We start from the raw sequence: 2038 nt of genomic DNA on the forward strand, positions 1-2038 counted from the left end.
AAGTAGATGGTCATATAAACGGTATTGACTCGGTTGATGGCGGATGCGTCAAGGGAGACCACGCTGGTCTGATTTGACAAATGGATGCATTGCATTCCTGCATCAATCAAAAGGATGGCGATTATCATCCACAAGTAGCTGTCATTTCCAAAAAATGCCAACAACCATGCAGCCAAGATAACACATCCCCCGACAATGGAGAAGAACCTTACGCCGTACTTCTGGATATAGCCGCTAATGAATACAACCGTAGACGCACCTGCCAATCCGCACAAACCGAGTGCCCCGATAATATCGTCATCCGCAAAGAATGGCTCTTGCTTCATCCGGAAAGCAAGGCAACTCCACAACGCAAAGAACGAGCCATAAGCCAATGCCGCCCTCAACGAAGCGATACGCAAGTACGGGTATTTGGCAAGCAGACGCAACAAGGATTTCATCAGACCCGCATAATTTTCACGTGAACGAGCAGGCAGAACGGGAAGCATCTTGTAAATCATAAGAAAGCATCCGAGCATAAACACACAAGCCACAAAATAGACGGAACGCCATCCCCACATATCAGCCAGGAAACCACTTAACACCCGTGAGCCAAGAATGCCTATGAGCAGACAGGACTGTATAATCCCCACGTTGCGTACCTTGTGTGCTGGTGCTGAATGGAAAGACACCAACGGGATGAAGAACTGCGGCATAACCGAAGATGCTCCGGCAAGCAAGGATGCGCCCCACACCCAATAGATGTTAGGGGCAAGTGCTATGGCAAGCAATGCGCACGATGAAATGATATAATTGGTCAATATCAGCTGCTTTCGTGAAACCAAATCGCCAAGCGGAATGACAAACACAAGTCCGACTACATAACCTATCTGGGTCAATGTCGCAACCATGCTGGCAGAAAAGTCGCTTACCCCAAAATCCTTTGCCATGCTGCCCAACAAAGGCTGGTTGTAGTAGCAGTTGGCAACGGAAAGCCCGGTAGCGACTGCCATCAGAGCCAGCAGAGGTGCCGGAATGCCGTGGTTTTCTCTCAATTCATATTTCATCATTTATTCCTCCTTTCAGTATGACACAACTTTCAATCCAATCAAGGAGGCAATGAGCGTGAACAGGAAGAAAAGCCGTATGGGAGTGGCCGGCTCTTTGAAAACGAATATCCCAATCAAGACCGTGCCGACCGCTCCGATACCCGTCCAAATGGCGTATGCCGTGCCCAAAGGCAAAGTCTGAACCGCTTTGGCAAGTAATGCCATACTCAATACCGTGGAAGCCAAGAAACCGCTTCCCCACAGATAAAAACCAATACCTGATGCCTCTCTCGTTTTTCCCAAGCAGAATGTAAGGCTTACCTCAAACAATCCTGCCAAAAATAAAATTATCCAATTCATACCTATGATTTATTAAATTCGGGTGCAAAAGTAAGCAAGTAATTTCTAACCGTTTTTTACATTTGGTAAAAACGGATTTTGCATTTGACAAAAAACAGCCGTTAGCAGCTGTTTCTGTGCGCTATTTTATAATTTTGTACCACAACAAAATGACTTATGGATATAAAGGAAATCATCAACCAGAGATATGCCATGCCGGATGCGTCTTTGGACAAGTTGCGGCAATGCCTGACGGAAGTCTCATACCCCAAAGGATTCCAAGTGATGGAATATGGCAAGATAGAAAAAGACATCTTTTTCATCAAAAAAGGCATTGTCCGCGCCTATACTTCGGTAGAGGGGAAAGAAATTACCTTTTGGGTCGGCAAGGAAGGGGCGACTATTGTTTCCATGAAAGGATATGTGAATGACGAACCGGGGTATGAAACAATGGAGCTGATGGAAAATTCTGTCTTATATGTATTGGAAAGGAAAAAACTGAAAGAGTTATTCTTGGAGGATTTGCACATAGCCAATTGGGGACGGCGTTATGCGGAAATGGAACTGCTTGCTGCCGAGGAACGGCTGATTTCCATGTTGTCAGCCGTCGCCTCGGAACGGTATCACGAGTTGTTGGAGAAAGAGCCTGATTTGTTACAGCGGTTGCCGTT

General features: G+C 46.2%; 3 protein-coding genes. 1 reads left to right on the forward strand and 2 read right to left on the reverse strand.

Going from position 1 to position 2038, the window contains the following annotated elements; all coding sequences use genetic code 11:
* Nucleotides 1-1049, reverse strand: a 1049-nt coding sequence (locus tag M3090_RS15145; protein WP_249057662.1) for an MFS transporter, incomplete at its 3' end; no start/stop codon positions are given.
* Nucleotides 1050-1061: 12 nt separating this feature from the next.
* On the reverse strand, nucleotides 1062-1388 hold the full coding sequence (locus M3090_RS15150; RefSeq protein ID WP_021928755.1) for a DMT family transporter: 327 nt from the start codon (nucleotides 1386-1388) through the stop codon (nucleotides 1062-1064).
* A gap of 156 nt (nucleotides 1389-1544) precedes the next feature.
* On the opposite strand from M3090_RS15150, the gene M3090_RS15155 reads away from it, so the two are divergent.
* Nucleotides 1545-2038, forward strand: a 494-nt coding sequence (locus M3090_RS15155; protein WP_249057664.1) for a Crp/Fnr family transcriptional regulator, incomplete at its 3' end; no start/stop codon positions are given.

Source organism: Bacteroides sp. ET71, from assembly GCF_023336905.1.
Taxonomy (GTDB): domain Bacteria; phylum Bacteroidota; class Bacteroidia; order Bacteroidales; family Bacteroidaceae; genus Bacteroides.

Bases quoted from the DNA above. Each gene is read 5' to 3' on its own strand.
- M3090_RS15150 (WP_021928755.1), bottom strand. From the start codon at position 1,388: ATGAATTGGATAATTTTATTTTTGGCAGGATTGTTTGAGGTAAGCCTT.